Below are 15124 nucleotides of genomic sequence, written 5' to 3' on the forward strand. Positions count from 1 at the left end.
CTCCTTTATTTTCCTATTTTCATTGTATCATAACAAAGCGCTATGTTTAAAAAAATCGTCAAAAACGCGCGAACGCATGATGAAAAAATAAGCCTATAATGAATGTGAAAAATAACACGAAAAGCTGGTGATGAAATATGCATGAACATGCGCTTGCGGTAGATTATAACGAACATCCGTTTATTGTCATTTGGGAAGTGACAAGAGCTTGCCAGTTAAAATGTGTACATTGTCGCGCCGATGCTCAACCGATCCCTGATCCGCGTGAGTTGATGCACGAAGAAGGGCTTCGGCTTATCGATGACATATATGAAATGAACAATCCAATGCTTGTGTTTACAGGCGGGGACTGTATGATGCGCGAAGATTTGTTTGAACTTGCATCGTATGCGATTAAAAAAGGGATGCGCGTTTCGATCACACCGAGTGCGACACCAAATGTGACGAAAGAAAAAATGAAAAAAGCGAAAGAGATTGGACTGTCACGCTGGGCATTTAGTTTAGATGGACCGACGGCTGACATTCATGATCGATTTCGCGGTACACCGGGTTCGTTTGATTTAACGATTGAAAACATTCGTTATTTAAATGAGCTACATATGCCATTGCAAATTAATACAGTCATTTCGCGTTATAACTATAATCATTTAGAACAAATGGCGAAATTAGTTGCAGAGTTAAAGGCAGTGATGTGGTACATTTTTTTACTCGTGCCAACCGGTCGGGGACAAATGGGCGATTGCATTAGCCCGGAGGAGCATGAACAAGTATTTCGTTGGTTGTATGAGTTAAGTAAAACAGCACCGTATGATATCAAAACGACAGCAGCGCAACATTATCGTCGTGTTGTCATTCAACAAAAAATGCGCGAAAAACGAATTGCAGCAGGGGATATTCGTTATGAGCATGCGATAACTACAGATCATGCTTCGATGATTGACGGCTTAAAACGAGCGCCAAAAGGCGTCAATGACGGCAACGGTTTCGTTTTTGTTTCGCATACAGGAGATGTGATGCCAAGCGGCTTGCTTCCGATCGTATGCGGCAACGTGCGTGAGCAATCGTTATCGCATATTTATCGTGAATCGGAAGTGATGAAACAGTTGCGTCAGCCAGACTTATATAAAGGAAAATGTGGCATTTGTGAGTTCCGCTACGTTTGCGGTGGATCGCGTGCCCGCGCCTATGCAGTGACAGGTGATTATATGGAAAGTGAACCGTTTTGTGTATACGTTCCTTTAGGGATGAGAAAAGAAAAAGCCCGAACGGTGTTCGCTTAATGCGGACGCTGTTCGGGTTCTTTATGTTGGTTCTTTTTTCGAAACAGGTGAAGGCATGTGTTAAATATCCATAGACTGATAAGGGAGAACAAAACGGCTAATTCAATTGGTTCCATTACTTGAAAAGGATTGAAAATGTCAAACCAAGCTTGATGAATGCTCATTCCTAGCAATAAATTCATACTAATCGCTATACTGCCTAACAACATAGAAATAACGATACAAACCACGACAGTTTTCATCATTTCATCTCCATGGATGCACTTTTATTTAGCATCTGACCTTTTTGTACGTTTATTCCTTTTGCATAATATATGCATTGTATGCTTATTCTAACCATCAAGGAGACAATGGATGGAGGAGGAAAGATGTGGACACGATCGAAAGGTAAGAAAGAAAAGCATACGCATGCATATGGGTTGTTGGCACAAAAGGGCATATACGGGACGATTGAGCAGAATTTACATGCGAATATAGAAAAAGTGAGAGATATTACTGGAAATAGTGCAGATATCATCATCCGCCGTTTTTTACTTGGAAAGGAGGATAATTTGCCTGCTGCACTTTGTTTTGTGAGCGGAATGGTTGATGAACATATTGTTCAGCAATTGTTGCTTGAAATAAGTGTACAATTATCACTTCCTTCAAGTAGTTGCAATCTAGACTATATTGAACAAAAAATAGCTACAGCTAATACAACACGGCGCATTCAGCAATGGCACGACATATTTTCCTCGCTTATGTCTGGGGAAGTCATTTTATTTATTGATGGGATGCTAGAAGCAGTTGGTGTATCAGTAAAAGGTGGTGAGTATCGTGCGATTACAGAACCGAGTACACAACTATCTATTCGAGGGCCACGAGAGGGTTTTACGGAATCGTTGGCAACAAATGTTGCTATGGTCCGCCGACGAATTCAAAATCCACATGTGTGGGTAGAAGCCATTACATTAGGTGAAGTGACACAAACAAATGTCCGTATCATGTATATTAAAGGAATTGCAAATGACAAAATTGTTGAAGAAGTGCGTAGTCGATTGCGACGCATTTGTATAGATGGCGTTCTTGAATCTGGATATATTGAACAATTGATTGAAGATGAATCATTTACAACGTTTCCAACTGTTTATCATACGGAAAGACCAGATAGTGTTGCGGCTAATTTGTTGGAAGGAAGAATCGCTATTTTTGTAGAGGGGACGCCATTTGTCCTTATTGTCCCAACTGTATTTATACAATTTTTTCAAGCTGTAGAAGATTATTATGCACGCTTTGATATTGCGACAGCGTTGCGTTTTTTACGTATGCTCGTTTTTTTTATTTCCCTTGTTGCACCGTCTGTGTATATTGCACTGACGACATTTCATCAAGAAATGATTCCTACTTCCCTTGTCATTGCAATTGCTGCACAACGTGAAGCGGTTCCTTTTCCCGCTTTTATTGAAGCATTGCTCATGGAGGTGACGTTTGAAATTTTGCGTGAAGCTGGAGTGCGCTTGCCAAGGGCTGTTGGACAGGCTGTATCGATTGTTGGAGCGCTCGTCATCGGACAAGCTGCTGTAGAAGCAGGTTTTGTTTCGTCAGCTATGGTTATCGTTGTGTCCATCACGGCAATTGCTAGCTTTGCGACACCATCGTTTGCAATTGCTATTTCCGCACGTTTAATTCGTTTTGCCCTAATGGTACTAGCTGCTCTATTTGGTTTTTATGGCATTTTGATTGGCATGATTTTAATGACTATTCATTTATGTAGTCTTCGGTCATTTGGAGTGCCATACATGGCACCACTTGCTCCCCTTATTTTAGAAAATATAGGTGATACATTTATACGTTTTCCGTTATGGGGATTAAAAGAGAGACCTCGCTTGATCATGAATACAGACACGGTTCGTCAAAAGGGGGGGCAACGTCCAAAGCCGCCTCAACAAACAGAGAAAGAAGGGGATTCAAATTAAACGATATCTTTTCCTCATCTTTGTCCTGTTATTTACGTGTATTATTTACGGTTGTTGGAGCAAAAGAGAGCTGACAGACTTAGCATTCATTATTGCAGTTGGTATAGATAAAAGGGATGGAAAATATATGTCGACATTTCAAATTGTCAATCCTGGAAACGTAGCAGGGGCGACTCAAAGAGGGGGAGGGAGCGCAGGGCTTCCCGTTGCCTTGTATACATCAACTGGCGATACGTTAGTTGAGGCAAGTCGGAAGGCATCAAAACAAATATCACGCATTCCATATTATTCTCATACAAACCTTGTTGTCATTGGGGAGGAGCTTGCGAAAGAAGGAATTCAGCAAATTTTTGATGCTGTTGAGCGCAATCCCCAGTTTCGACCTGCAGCGAATATTATTATTGCGCGTAAACAAACAGCGAAACAATTATTATCTGTACTTACGCCGATCGATAAAATTCCTGCAAATCAAATAATTAAAACATTGCAATTTACAAAAGGTTTGTTAGGAGAAAACGTTGATACTCGCATAAGGGAAATCATCGAAAATTTTTCGCTTGATGGAAAAGAAGTGGTCATAAGTAGTTTTCGTATTGCCGGTGATTGGCAGAAGGGAGACGAACAAGATAATGTTCGTACCATTGAACCTTCGGCACGTCTTCGCGCTGCTGAATTAGCTGTTTTTAAGAATGGGAAGCTTGTTGGCTGGATGAAAAATGAAGAGGCTCGTGGGGTTTTGTGGGTACTTAATAAAGTGAAACAAACAAGTGTAAATATTGATTGGGGTGAATCTAAGGAAGGATTGTCCTATAAGGTTATGCGTGCGCAAGCAAAGGTAACAGCAAAACTAAAAGACGGGAATCCGATAATATCGGTTTTTATTAAAACAGAGGGAGATATTAGCGAAACATTTGTTTCTATTGACTTCACAGATCCAAAGCAAATAATAGAGCTCGAAAAAAAAATACAACAAGAGATAAAAAAAGAGGTGAAAAAAGCAGTACATGCTGCTCAAAAGAAGAAAAGCGACATTTTTGGATTTGGAGAGGTGGTTCATCGAACGTATCCAGAGGAATGGAAAGAAATGAAAAAAATGTGGCATAACAAATATTTTCCTAAATCAGAAATTCACGTGAAAGTCGATTCATTTATTCGAAGAACAGGATTGAGAACTCGCTCATACATTCAGTGAAAAGGCGGTGAGATGCAGTGGAACGAGCGTGTATAAGTGCGCGGCAATTATTTATGCTTGCCATTTTATTTGAACACGGTAGCGCCATGGTTATTCCACTTGGAGTAGATGCGAAACAAGACGTTTGGCTTGCTATTTTATGTGGCATGGTTTTAGGAGGAGGATTGCTGTTCGTTTATTACCGCCTTTTTACATATTATCCAAGACTACCTCTTACATCATATAGTCAGCGCATTGTTGGTTCTTTTTTTGGAAGGGTACTGGGGCTTATATACGTACTTTATTTTTTATACATTGCGGCTCGAGTGTTACGCGATTTCGGTGAGCTTCTATTGACGTTTGCGTATCCTGAAACCCCCTTGTTTATTTTAAATGCTGTCATGATGCTAACAGTAATGTATGCTGTTTATAAAGGAATTGAAGTCATTGCGCGAGCGAGTCAATTATTTTTCTTTTCACTTTACTGGATACTTATATTAGGATTTGTACTGATCATCATTGCAGGAGCAGTTGATCTTCATCGTTTACAGCCGATATTAGAAGAAGGATGGGGACCCATTTTTCATGTTGTATTTACACAAACACTATATGTTCCATTTGGCGAAATGATTGTCTTTACGATGATTTTTCCTTATTTGCAAAAACAAGAAAAAGTAATGAAGGCAGGGTTTCTCGCGTTGTTTTTAAGTGGCATCAATTTAGCAATCATCATGGCAATGAATATAGCCGTATTGGGGGCGGATATGGTTTCGCGTTCCACCTTTCCCTTGTTGAACACGATTCAAGAAATTCGTGTAGCAAATTTTTTAGAGCGATTAGATGTGTTATTTATGATTGCACTCATTGTCGGAGGATTTTTCAAAGTCGGTGTCTTTTTTTATGCAGGAGTAATCGGAGCGGCAGATTTATTTCAAATCAAAGAATATCAACGTCTTGTTTATCCGCTAGGTATTTCTGTTTTGTTTTTGTCCATTGCAATCGCCAGCAATTTTGCTGAGCATATTAAAGAGGGGCTACAAATCGTTACAATTTATATGCATATTCCACTTCAAATTGTGATCCCAGTTCTTCTTCTTTTAATTGCTATGTTGAGACAGGGAAAAAGGGGACGAAAACCACAAGGTGCCCGCGAGCAACGGACAACTTAGCATGATTCTTCTATTTTTGAAAGGACATTTGTGCATATGCGTCGTGTAAATGAATAGATTCTTCATTGCGACATGTAATATGAAAGCTTCTCACCCAAGCTTGTTCATATAAGTCAGCCGCAATTAAACGGATAAGATCTTCCACGAATCTAGGATTTTCATATGCTCGTTCTGTCACATATTTTTCATCCGGCCGTTTTAGTACTGAATACATTTGGGAGCTTGCATTAGATTCTGCGATATGTAAAAGTTGTTCTTTAAAGCTTTCTGGCCATTCTGCATCATGTTGTAAATCAGCGATGATAGATACAATACTACGTTGGTTGTGTGCACTATATTCACTAATTTCCTTCGAACATGGACATAATGTTGTGACCGTGCAGTCGATACCGACCGATGCTTTCCAGCCTTTTTCGTGTTCATACGTCATGGTCGTTAATACGTTTGCGTGCACCATCCCTTTATGTAATGTTTCCGGCGCTTCTTTTTCATAGTACCATGGATAACGTACAGAAACGCTTGATTTGCGTTGCTTCATTCTTTCTGCCATGTCTTTAGAAAAAGATTGAAGGGAGCGTAACGTTACTGTCCAATTTTTCTCATAGTACTCATGTAGTAGCTCAGTTAGACGACTCATGTTAATGCCTTTCTCATCTCGGTTCAAACTCGTTGTTAATGTGAATGTACCGATTGTTGTTTGCACATGCGGTTTCATGCTCGACTCAATTGTTATTGGATGCGAGACATTGAAAATTCCTACATGATCAATATGAAAAAAGAAATCTTTTTTCTCTCTTTGTAAATCAACCATTTGTTCTTTCTCGGTTGGTTTCGTTTTATTAATTAACGGATTAGTGGATCCGAAATATATGAGTCGATCTTCTTTTTTAGGTAAGTGTAGATGTTCCATTTCTTCGTCTCCTTTTTAATCGTAATGGTTACTATTTATTATTACAAAATGGAATAAAAAATCAAGAAATAAGCACCTTAAATCGAAAAGATTACGTTTTTCATTTATAATAAAATAGAAAAGGAACATTTCTAGAGGGAGGTTGAAAACTTTTGGATGTATATATTTTGTCAGGTTTTTTAGGAAGTGGGAAAACAACAGTTTTGCAACGACTTTTACAAAATGATAAGCATAGTGGGAGACGAGCGAGTGTACTTATGAATGAATTTGGTGAGTTTGCTGTTGATTCGTTATTAATTGATCAACATACCCCTTTGAAAGAGTTACTAAATGGATGTATTTGTTGTACGATGAAAGATGAAGTAGAACTTCATTTATTATCTTTATACAAGGAACATAAACCGGATGTTGTATATGTTGAAACGACAGGAGTGGCTCATCCAATTGACGTATTTGACGCATGCTTATCTCCTTTAATTGCGCCGTATATTTGCGTCAAATGTATTATTACTGTTGTTGATGTCGCGAGATGGAACAGTCGTGACCAGTTACCTAGACGCATGCTTAAATTAATTACGGAGCAGGTTAAGCATGCAGATAACATTATCTTAAATAAGTGTGACAGTGTCGACCAATTTGTTGTCGATCGTGCGATGGAGGAAATAAAGGCATTCAATGCTCGAGCTAGTATACAATGTGTAACATATGGAAATATACGTGTTAATGCGTTACTTGAACGAGATGATATAGTGATTGAGAACAAGTATGAAGTGTTGCACGTGAAAAAACATCTCCACATTCGTTCAATGACGTACGAGTTTCAAAATCCAATCGATCGGAGGACGTTTTTAAAGTGGACGGAACATGTGGAAGAAAACATATTTCGCATAAAAGGATTTGTTCGGTTTACGGATGATCCAAGCCAAACGTATATTTTTCAGTACGCCTATGGAGAACCGTGTCTCATACCGATTTCGTTTTCATTTCCAAATAATCTCGTATTGATCGGTACAGATCTGGATAGAGAAAAAATTATTCCAATGCTTCAATGTATGTAAACTAAAATACGTAAACGAGGAGTCCTTATTGTTTAAGGATCTCCCGTTTACGTATGAGCTAAAAATCAAAATGATCTGGGTCTGGGCCGATGCGGCGGTTTTCGTTTAGCGCGTCAATCGCATCCATTTCTTCTTTTGTTAAAGTAAAGTCAAAAATGTTTGCGTTTTGAGCAATTCGTTGAGGCGTGACAGACTTTGGAATAGTAACGACTTCGTGTTGCAAGTCCCAACGTAAAATCACTTGAGCTGGTGTTTTATTGTATTTTTGTGCTATGTCGACAAGCGTTGGTTCGTTTAACAGCTCGCCGCCACGCATAAGTGGTGACCACGCTTCTAATTGAATCTGATGCTGCTTACAAAATGCAAGAAGTTCTTTTTGTGTTAAACGTGGATGAAACTCCACTTGGTTGACCATCGGTTTTATTTCGCAATCAGCAAAAATATCTTCTAAATGATGAATTTGGAAGTTGCTCACTCCGATCGCACGCACGAAGCCATCTTTATACAACTTTTCGAGCGCCTTGTACGTTTCTTTATATTTTTCTTTGACAGGCCAGTGAACTAAATACAAATCAATATAATCAAAGCCGAGTTTTTTTAGGCTTGTATGAAACGCTTTTAATGTTGATTCGTATCCTTGGTCGGAATTCCATACTTTTGTTGTGACAAAAATTTCTTCACGACGAATGCCCGACTCGCGAATCGCTTGACCGACTCCTTCTTCATTTTCATAAAATGCAGCCGTATCAATATGACGATATCCGATTTCAAGCGCTGTGCGAACAGAACGAATGACTTCCTCGCCTTCTTGCACTTTATAAACCCCTAAGCCAAGCCATGGCATACGAACGCCGTTATGTAACGTTGCAGCATCTTGTAAACTTTTCATCTCTATGCTCCTTTCCAATATTTTTCCCTTTTATTATGAAATGGATTGTATGAGAAAGCAAAACATATGCTCATTTGGAAGGAGCTACAAATTTAAGTCACGATAGTTTGGATGATGTTTTAACAGTTCAGAGACAGTGACAAATGTATATCCTTTTTCTTTTAAAATTGGTAAAATTTCTTTTAATGCTTGAACAGTTTGTTTTCGGCTACCGCTTCCGTGATCGTGAAACAAAATAATTTGTCCAGGCTGAATATGTTGAACGACACGGCGGACAATTCGTCTTGTCCCAGGATTTTGCCAGTCACATGTGTCTTGATGTTTTGACCACATGACGACAGTATATCCTCGTTGTTTGGCGATGTCTATGATCTGTTTGTTGTAGTAGCCGAGTGGGGGACGAAATAACGTCGGGCGTTTTCCGGTAATGTCATATAGCACATCCTCGCTTTTTTTTATTTCTTCCTCAATCGTTTGTTTAGATTTGCCGCGAAAATCAAGATGCTTATACGTATGATTTGCAATTTCATGCCCTTCGTTCATTTGTCGCTTAATAATGTCAGGATATTTTTCAGCACGAAATCCAACGACGAAAAAAGTAGCTTTGGCGTCATATTGTTTTAAAATCGTTAAAATGTCAGGAGTGTATAATATGTCTGGCCCGTCGTCAAATGTAATCGCGACCATTTTTTCATCAGTCGGCACATTCCAAACAATATCATCATGTATTCGGTGAACAGGTGTTGTCGTGATGAGTAACAAAGACAAAAATAAGAAAAGTGCGTTCATTTTTCATCCCCGCTTTTTTATATATCATGTGAAAAAAGTCGTTTTGTCATTCTCTTTTCCATACAAGACGTAGTAAAATAAAGATAATCAGGTCATGGGAAGGGATATCAATGAAAAAAATTGTTGGCATCCTCGCATTTTTATTCACACTTGTTGTGGGAGGAGTATATTTGTTTGCACAAGAAAGACAGCCGGTGCGTGCAACGTGGCTTTGGAACCCATGGTTATTTGTGAAAGATGAAGATCGCGTCTTCTCTTTTTTACAGGAAAAACAAGTGAGCGATGTATACGTGCAAATCGACGAAGACATTCCGATTGATACGTATCGTCAATTTGTTCGGCGTGCAACCGAAAAAGGTATTCGTGTGTATGCGCTCGATGGGGCGCCGAATTGGATTGAAAGTGGAGAAGGAATGGAACGCTTATTTCAATGGTTGACTAAATATGAAAGCGTTGCCGAGAAGAACGAAAAGTTTTTCGGTGTACACTTAGACGTTGAGCCGTACTTGCACGCATGGTGGCGGACGAATGAAGAAGGGGCGATCGCTTCGTATCAAACGGTGTTACAACGAGCACGTGAGCTTGCGAAAGAACGATCGCTACGGTTTGAAGTAGATATACCGTTTTGGTTTGATAGAGTACGGTATGGAAACAGCAATTTAGCGGAATGGGTGATTGCGAATACAGACGGTGTGACAATGATGGCATATCGCGATCAAGCAAGAGATATCATTAACATCGTAAAAAAAGAAATGCAAATAGCTAAAAAATACGGGAAACAAATTGTTGTAGGGGTTGAAACAGGGCAAGTTGATGAAGGGGATGACGTTTCGTTTTTTGAAGAAGATGAGACGTATATGAACGAGCAATTGGCGATTGTTCAGAAGCACTACGCACGAACAAAAAGCTTTTCTGGCATCGCTGTGCATCATGTCGAGCAATGGATGAATAGGAACGGAAAAACAAGTGAAGGTGAGATAGATGAGTGAGCGTGAAGAAAAACAGCTGTATACGCTTGCAGAGTTTTTTGAGCTTGTCGGAGAACGACGAATGGAGTTGTACGAAGGTGTTCCTGTGCTCATGGCTCCAGCCTCATACGAACATGAGGGGGTTGTAGCGAATGTAATTGGGGAAATCACATTTGCGTTAAAAGGCAGCCCTTGTTTTGTGTTTGGAAGCAATTTGCAAGTCGTGCTTCTTTTCCAAGATGAGCAAAAAGGAAAAGAAAATGTCACGGTGTTACCGGACATCTCAGTTGTTTGTGAGAAAGAGAAACTGCGCAATAAGCGTTGTTATGGCGCCCCAGACCTTGTTGTCGAAGTTCTTTCTCCAAGCACTGCAAGAAATGACCGATTATTAAAGCGTTATTACTATGAAAAAGCAGGGGTAAAGGAATATTGGATTGTTGATTATCGGCATCAGACGATTGAAAAATATGTCCTTTATAACGATCGTTTGCAACTAGAAGAAGTATATGATGCGCAAAACAATCATTTTGTCTCAACTTTGTTTCCAAATATACAGTTCTCTACACATGATATTTTTTCATTTTCTGATATATAAACAAAAAGGAAGGGGAAAATGTATGTCGAAACATACGAAGCACATTTATGAAGCAGAAACACGAGTACAACAGGCAAAAGAAAAAATGGACAGCACGTATCGCTTAGCATACCATATTATGGCGCCGGTAAACTGGATGAACGACCCGAATGGGCTCATTCAATGGAACGGGGAGTACCATGTGTTTTATCAGTTTCATCCAGACAGCCCAAAGTGGGGGCCGATGCATTGGGGGCATGTGAAAAGTAAAGACCTTGTGCATTGGGAGCGTGCACCGATTGCACTTGCGCCGAGCGAATGGTACGATGAAGGCGGCTGTTTTTCAGGAAGCGCGGTAAATGACCAAGGAGTGCTAACCCTTATTTACACCGGAAATGTTTGGATGAACGAGGAGCAAACGGAACTGAAACAATATCAATGTATTGCAACAAGCAAAGACGGCATCCATTTTGAAAAAGACCCGAACAATCCGGTGCTTTCTGAGCCACCATTTGACTGCCAAGGGCATATTCGCGATCCGAAAGTGTGGAAACGTGGCGACGATTGGTATATGGTGCTTGGGACAAGAGAAGGAAACAACGGAAAAGTTGTTTTATACAAGTCGAACGATTTGCGCCATTGGGAATATGTCAATATCATTGCGCAAAGTGATGGCAACTTAGGCTATATGTGGGAGTGTCCAGATGTTTTCCGTTTGAACGGCAAAGATATTTTGTTGTTTTCACCGCAAGGAATCGAACCAGAAGGCGATCGCTTTCAAAACCTTCATCAAACAGGTTATGTTGTTGGTACGCTTGATTATGAAACGGGAAAACTAGTGCACGGAGCGTTTGAAGAGCTCGATAAAGGATTTGATTTTTACGCTGCGCAAACGTTTGAAGACGAGAAAGGTCGACGCATTTTGTTCGGTTGGATGGACATGTGGGAGTCGCAAATGCCGACGCAACAACACGGATGGGCAGGCGCGTTAACGATTCCGCGTCTTTTGGAATTGACAGATGACGAGAAACTGTTAATGAAGCCGGTGCCGGAATTACAATTATTGCGCCAAGAGCATATGCATCTGGAATCGATCTCAGTAAAAGAAGAGGGCGGAACGTATACACTTCCATGGAAAGGGGATCGACTAGAGCTACTCGTTCGTTTTTCGGTAGCTGATTTTCAAGGAAATGCATTTGGTGTGAAAGTGCGTTGTGCGGAAGACGGAAGCGAAGAAACGATTTTCCGTTATGATGGAGAACAATCTATTGTCACATTTGACCGAAACCGCTCTGGAAAAGGCGAAGGCGGCATTCGTCGAGCGGCGCTAGATAAACAGGGAGATGTTGTTACGTTCCATTTCTTTATCGATCGTTCATCGGTCGAACTATTTGTCAACGACGGTCGACTTGTGATGACAGGAAGAATTTATCCATCCGAAACGAGCCAAGGAATCGAATTGTTCGCAGAAGGCGGGGACGTGACTGTCCTTTCTATCGATGCGTGGACATTGAAGGATATTTGGAGTGAAAAATAGGAGAGACGGTATACGAAGCCGTCTCTTTTCGTTTCCAACGGTTATCGTGTCCACATGAGAGGAATAGTATAAATGTATAAAGAAGAGATGGGGGATGATGATGAGCCGGTTTGTTATTTATATGATTGCATATGTCGTTATGGTCGTTGTGAATATCATTGCTGAGCGGCTTCCGTTAAATGGTCAGACGACAGGGGAAATATCGCGAAAAGTAGACGTCTTATTTACTCCGGCAGGGTATGTGTTTTCGATTTGGGGGCTCATTTACATCTTACTGGCGATTTGGATTTTAAGACAAGTTCCTTTTTCACGACGCGACTTGCCAATGTATCGTCAAGCGCTCGTCCCTTTTGTTATTAGCTGTATATTGAATGCGTTATGGATTGTTGTGTGGCATTATGAATATTTTTTCTTTTCGGTCATTGTGATGCTTTCTCTTCTTTTTACGCTGATCTCGTTATATACAGTGGTCAAACGTACGAATCCACGTTTTTTTGATCTTTTGCCATTTTCTATTTATTTAAGTTGGATTAGTGTTGCAACGATTGCCAACATTTCATTTACTTTAAAATATAACGGTTGGGATGGATTTGGATTATCTGATGCATTTTGGGCAATCGTGATGTTACTTATTGCGACAGCTTTAGCCTTTTTGTTCATGATCCGACAACGAGATAACATATATCCACTTGTATTTGTTTGGGCGTTTGTTGGCATCGGGGTGAAAAACCAAGGGACTGCGTCGCTTGTTGCATACGTTTCATTTTTGCTGGCAGGGGTTATATTAATTGGCACAGCATCTTTATACAAAGAAAAAACATAATCGCCCATACTTGCCTATGGGCGATTTATACATATTGACGTATTGTTTCATGAAATTTTTTTTGCATATCTTCGTCATGCAAAAGTTTTTTGAAGTTTGTTTTTGAAAATAAATATGTAGTGATGCTAGGGTCTTTTAACATATGTTTTATCGTATTTCGCTCGAACGTTTTTTGTGGTGAAATAATTCCTATTTTTTGCAGATGTTTTAATTTTCGTTTTGCGGTGAGATAACTAAACTGACCGAGCAACAAAAAATCTAACGATCCACCTATTGCTTCGAAACACATAGTGACTAGCATTTCCATGCTTCCCATTGCCCCCTTCTTCTATTTTTGATAAATCACTCAAATTTTACCTTTTTTCATCGTAACATATTGACAAAAAAAAAAAGGAGAGGATAAAATTTTATTGTGAATATTGCGACGATTGGGTGTGTTTGCTGTGAAATTGTATTTACCTTTTTTAAGAGAGATCGAGGTGAAATTCAAGGAAAATTATTGTCGTATCGACTCGACTGACGGTTTTTTTGATTTAAATCATGCAATCGAAAAGGGGGAAGAAAATGGGCAAAATGTAGTAAGTATTTTCTTTATGAATAAAAAAATTCTAGAAATAAACATCAACCTATTAGCAAAAATGAATGAGAATTTTAAGGGTATTCGCCTAGTAAAATGTTTAACATGCATGGGGGTGGAAAAAAATCATCAAGGGGTGCTTTTTCCATTACAGCCAATAAGTGATTTTAGCATGAATGATCAAGAACTATGTATTTTTTCTGAATTTTATGGTATTCAAAGAGATATGCCTGTCGTCATCATCATCGAACATAATAGCGAACTTGTATATGGAAATATAGACGTTATACCAGCTGGAAAGAGAGGGGATTATCACAGAACTTTTGCACACGTTATTTTACTTGAGTACAATCAGCTCCTAGAGCATGTTCAAAAAATGAATGAATATAAATTTTTCTTGTATTTGTTAAATGGAAGGAAGCTGGCTGAAGGTGTTTTTCGTATAAGGCGAGAAAAGCTCTCATATGGTAAGAAGTACCTCAATCTTTATAGCTATCATGTTGATGAAAAAATATAAGAGGCACTGCTTTAATTTTTCTTAGGGATATGTAAGGATAAAGAAGGCTTTCTATTATATAGGTAAATGATTCTATGGAATACAGCTATTCATTACTTATCACTACACTTCGTTTCTAGTGGAAAGGATGGTTAGCAATGTCTACATGGAATAAAATTGAATCAGGAATTAAGCAAGGATTAAAGGATGTAGCAGCTTCTTATGGAATTAATTGGAGTGGTGCTGCTAATACTGCTAGTAAGGCAGGCCCGGCTACAGTAGGTGCCCGTAATGGTTGGAAAGAAGCAGAAGCAGAAGTGAGAACTAAGATATCTCAAGCAGAAACAAGATTGGCAGCTGGGAGAATTGAAAAGGCAGCAACACAAGCGATGATCAAAGGAGCAGCTAAAGGAGCGATCAAAGCGATAGGAATATGGGGATTCATACCTGATATCGTTATATTTGCGAATGGTTTTAGAAAAGGGTACTCAGCTGCAGGTAACTAGGAGGGCTTATAGTGGGAGCTTACGAAATAAACGGAATTTTCCTAGTGGTCTTTATTTATTGGCAACTATTTTATGCTGTTAAGAAAAAAGATACTAGTCATATTGTTTACGTTGTTGCTCCTATATTATTAATGTTTATCTTTATTTATACTACTCTTTTTGATTTCATCCCCCCTTATCTACGTATCGGGATTGTTGTTATTGTATATATGTTGCTTATTGTAGTTGGTTTTAGAAATGCAAAGAGAAAAATGAAAGAAGCAAGATTTAGAAGCAAGAATGAAGTGTAACTTGTGATGTTATATAGACTTCCATGACGAAACATTTTCGTCATCATCGGAAGGATGAAAATGTCCCTATGTTGAATGCTACAACTTTACGCATTTTGGAGTTCGGGTATTTTCAGTATAGATACAACTGAG

17 protein-coding genes are annotated in these 15124 nt (G+C 39.4%); 12 read left to right on the top strand and 5 right to left on the bottom strand.

Features of this window, described 5'->3' with window-relative positions:
* The first annotated feature begins 137 nt into the window (after nucleotides 1-137).
* On the top strand, nucleotides 138-1280 hold the full coding sequence (locus K1I43_RS06860; RefSeq protein ID WP_019417842.1) for a TIGR04053 family radical SAM/SPASM domain-containing protein: 1143 nt from the start codon (nucleotides 138-140) through the stop codon (nucleotides 1278-1280).
* Here the strand turns inward: K1I43_RS06860 and K1I43_RS15930 are convergent.
* Entirely contained in the window at nucleotides 1277-1525 is a 249-nt protein-coding gene (locus K1I43_RS15930) for a YczF family membrane protein (protein WP_483297891.1), read from the bottom strand. The genes K1I43_RS06860 and K1I43_RS15930 overlap by 4 nt on opposite strands.
* A 69-nt stretch (nucleotides 1526-1594) precedes the next feature.
* Between K1I43_RS15930 and K1I43_RS06865 the strand changes: the two genes are divergently transcribed.
* From K1I43_RS06865 to K1I43_RS06875, 3 genes are read left to right on the top strand one after another with little or no spacing between them, the layout of a single operon-like run.
* Complete coding sequence (locus K1I43_RS06865) at nucleotides 1595-3235, top strand: spore germination protein (RefSeq protein ID WP_019417840.1); 1641 nt, start codon at nucleotides 1595-1597, stop codon at nucleotides 3233-3235.
* Between the two features lie 25 nt (nucleotides 3236-3260).
* Nucleotides 3261-4427 (top strand): Ger(x)C family spore germination protein, encoded by a 1167-nt coding sequence (locus K1I43_RS06870; RefSeq protein ID WP_255571951.1) that lies wholly within the window; start codon nucleotides 3261-3263, stop codon nucleotides 4425-4427.
* 17 nt (nucleotides 4428-4444) lie between these two features.
* Nucleotides 4445-5575 carry a GerAB/ArcD/ProY family transporter gene (locus tag K1I43_RS06875; RefSeq protein WP_019417838.1) on the top strand — a complete coding sequence of 377 codons (1131 nt, stop codon included), beginning with the start codon at nucleotides 4445-4447 and terminating at the stop codon, nucleotides 5573-5575.
* A 10-nt stretch (nucleotides 5576-5585) separates the two neighbouring features.
* On the opposite strand, the gene folE2 is transcribed toward K1I43_RS06875, so the two are convergent.
* A complete protein-coding gene (gene folE2, locus K1I43_RS06880) occupies nucleotides 5586-6485 on the bottom strand; it encodes a GTP cyclohydrolase FolE2 (RefSeq protein WP_019417837.1) in 900 nt (299 codons plus the stop codon).
* A gap of 152 nt (nucleotides 6486-6637) precedes the next feature.
* Here folE2 and K1I43_RS06885 point away from each other — a divergent pair, with 152 nt between their 5' ends.
* Complete coding sequence (locus K1I43_RS06885; RefSeq protein ID WP_019417836.1) at nucleotides 6638-7543, top strand: CobW family GTP-binding protein; 906 nt, start codon at nucleotides 6638-6640, stop codon at nucleotides 7541-7543.
* 58 nt (nucleotides 7544-7601) lie between these two features.
* On the opposite strand, the gene K1I43_RS06890 is transcribed toward K1I43_RS06885, so the two are convergent.
* Together K1I43_RS06890 and K1I43_RS06895 are read right to left on the bottom strand one after the other, a co-directional pair.
* Complete coding sequence (locus K1I43_RS06890) at nucleotides 7602-8432, bottom strand: aldo/keto reductase (RefSeq protein ID WP_009362340.1); 831 nt, start codon at nucleotides 8430-8432, stop codon at nucleotides 7602-7604.
* 84 nt (nucleotides 8433-8516) lie between these two features.
* On the bottom strand, nucleotides 8517-9221 hold the full coding sequence (locus K1I43_RS06895; protein WP_019417835.1) for a polysaccharide deacetylase family protein: 705 nt from the start codon (nucleotides 9219-9221) through the stop codon (nucleotides 8517-8519).
* A gap of 110 nt (nucleotides 9222-9331) precedes the next feature.
* Here K1I43_RS06895 and K1I43_RS06900 point away from each other — a divergent pair, with 110 nt between their 5' ends.
* From K1I43_RS06900 to K1I43_RS06915, 4 genes are all read left to right on the top strand, one after another.
* Nucleotides 9332-10210, top strand: coding sequence for a hypothetical protein (locus K1I43_RS06900; RefSeq protein ID WP_019417834.1), 879 nt, complete (start codon nucleotides 9332-9334; stop codon nucleotides 10208-10210).
* On the top strand, nucleotides 10203-10784 hold the full coding sequence (locus tag K1I43_RS06905; protein ID WP_019417833.1) for a Uma2 family endonuclease: 582 nt from the start codon (nucleotides 10203-10205) through the stop codon (nucleotides 10782-10784). The genes K1I43_RS06900 and K1I43_RS06905 overlap by 8 nt, the downstream gene beginning before the upstream one ends.
* Nucleotides 10785-10806: 22 nt before the next feature.
* Complete coding sequence (locus K1I43_RS06910; RefSeq protein WP_019417832.1) at nucleotides 10807-12300, top strand: glycoside hydrolase family 32 protein; 1494 nt, start codon at nucleotides 10807-10809, stop codon at nucleotides 12298-12300.
* Between the two features lie 100 nt (nucleotides 12301-12400).
* Entirely contained in the window at nucleotides 12401-13123 is a 723-nt protein-coding gene (locus K1I43_RS06915; protein WP_020424561.1) for a TspO/MBR family protein, read from the top strand.
* 25 nt (nucleotides 13124-13148) lie between these two features.
* Here the strand turns inward: K1I43_RS06915 and K1I43_RS06920 are convergent, their stop codons facing one another.
* Complete coding sequence (locus K1I43_RS06920; RefSeq protein WP_019417830.1) at nucleotides 13149-13430, bottom strand: hypothetical protein; 282 nt, start codon at nucleotides 13428-13430, stop codon at nucleotides 13149-13151.
* A 172-nt stretch (nucleotides 13431-13602) separates the two neighbouring features.
* On the opposite strand from K1I43_RS06920, the gene K1I43_RS06925 reads away from it, so the two are divergent.
* The 3 genes from K1I43_RS06925 to K1I43_RS06935 all read left to right on the top strand — a co-directional run bounded on the left by K1I43_RS06925 (nucleotide 13603) and on the right by K1I43_RS06935 (nucleotide 14992).
* Nucleotides 13603-14217 (top strand): hypothetical protein, encoded by a 615-nt coding sequence (locus tag K1I43_RS06925; RefSeq protein WP_238148405.1) that lies wholly within the window; start codon nucleotides 13603-13605, stop codon nucleotides 14215-14217.
* Nucleotides 14218-14354: 137 nt separating this feature from the next.
* On the top strand, nucleotides 14355-14702 hold the full coding sequence (locus K1I43_RS06930) for a hypothetical protein (RefSeq protein WP_019417828.1): 348 nt from the start codon (nucleotides 14355-14357) through the stop codon (nucleotides 14700-14702).
* A gap of 11 nt (nucleotides 14703-14713) precedes the next feature.
* On the top strand, nucleotides 14714-14992 hold the full coding sequence (locus K1I43_RS06935) for a hypothetical protein (RefSeq protein WP_019417827.1): 279 nt from the start codon (nucleotides 14714-14716) through the stop codon (nucleotides 14990-14992).
* The last annotated feature ends 132 nt before the right edge of the window (nucleotides 14993-15124 follow it).

Origin of the sequence: Anoxybacillus sp. ST70 (assembly GCF_019553625.1) — a bacterium.
Taxonomy (GTDB): Bacteria; Bacillota; Bacilli; order Bacillales; family Anoxybacillaceae; genus Anoxybacillus; species Anoxybacillus gonensis.

Coding starts and splice junctions, on each gene's coding strand:
- K1I43_RS06860 (WP_019417842.1), top strand. CDS start 138: ATGCATGAACATGCGCTTGCGGTAGATTATAACGAACATCCGTTTATT.
- K1I43_RS15930 (WP_483297891.1), bottom strand. CDS start 1,525: ATGATGAAAACTGTCGTGGTTTGTATCGTTATTTCTATGTTGTTAGGC.
- K1I43_RS06865 (WP_019417840.1), top strand. CDS start 1,595: ATGCATTGTATGCTTATTCTAACCATCAAGGAGACAATGGATGGAGGA.
- folE2 (WP_019417837.1), bottom strand. CDS start 6,485: ATGGAACATCTACACTTACCTAAAAAAGAAGATCGACTCATATATTTC.
- K1I43_RS06890 (WP_009362340.1), bottom strand. CDS start 8,432: ATGAAAAGTTTACAAGATGCTGCAACGTTACATAACGGCGTTCGTATG.
- K1I43_RS06895 (WP_019417835.1), bottom strand. CDS start 9,221: ATGAACGCACTTTTCTTATTTTTGTCTTTGTTACTCATCACGACAACA.
- K1I43_RS06900 (WP_019417834.1), top strand. CDS start 9,332: ATGAAAAAAATTGTTGGCATCCTCGCATTTTTATTCACACTTGTTGTG.
- K1I43_RS06905 (WP_019417833.1), top strand. CDS start 10,203: ATGAGTGAGCGTGAAGAAAAACAGCTGTATACGCTTGCAGAGTTTTTT.
- K1I43_RS06910 (WP_019417832.1), top strand. CDS start 10,807: ATGTCGAAACATACGAAGCACATTTATGAAGCAGAAACACGAGTACAA.
- K1I43_RS06915 (WP_020424561.1), top strand. CDS start 12,401: ATGAGCCGGTTTGTTATTTATATGATTGCATATGTCGTTATGGTCGTT.
- K1I43_RS06920 (WP_019417830.1), bottom strand. CDS start 13,430: ATGGAAATGCTAGTCACTATGTGTTTCGAAGCAATAGGTGGATCGTTA.
- K1I43_RS06930 (WP_019417828.1), top strand. CDS start 14,355: ATGTCTACATGGAATAAAATTGAATCAGGAATTAAGCAAGGATTAAAG.